Here is a 400-nt window from a genome sequence, read left to right as displayed (position 1 = left end):
GGCTACCTCCGTGAGACGGCCCCGGAATCGGGGGCTGTTTGCCCTCAATCTCACGCTGGCGAAGGGCGTTGCGCCAGCAAGGTGCACCTATGCGACAAAGCGTTCGTGACGGGGACGTCGCGCCCAGCGTCGCGGGCTCGATGACGACGCGCGGGACGCGGACGGCGTGGCGCTCGCCGTCGAGAGGGACGCGTTCAGGTGAGCGCGACGCGGACGATGACGGCGAGGGCGCTGACCGTCGCGGGCGCGAGGATGCTGTGGCGGAAGCGCACCGCGTCGATCGAGTGCCGCAACGGCTGCGCCGCGAGAGCGCCCACGGCCATGAACGGCAGCCACGCGAGCCCGGCACGTAGACCGTCAGCGCTGATCTGGCCGCCGATCGCGAGGCCGAGTAGTGAAC

General features: G+C 71.0%; 1 pseudogene. It reads right to left on the bottom strand.

The window, feature by feature from the left end:
• Positions 1 to 194 precede the first annotated feature (194 nt).
• Positions 195 to 400, bottom strand: a pseudogene (locus C5S61_RS26745) (sulfite exporter TauE/SafE family protein); the annotation flags it as partial.

The sequence above is a fragment of the Herpetosiphon llansteffanensis genome, from assembly GCF_003205875.1.
GTDB lineage: Bacteria > Chloroflexota > Chloroflexia > Chloroflexales > Herpetosiphonaceae > Herpetosiphon > Herpetosiphon llansteffanensis.
Note: the sequence above shows the minus strand (reverse complement) of the source record. Positions and strands in the feature narration are given on the sequence as shown.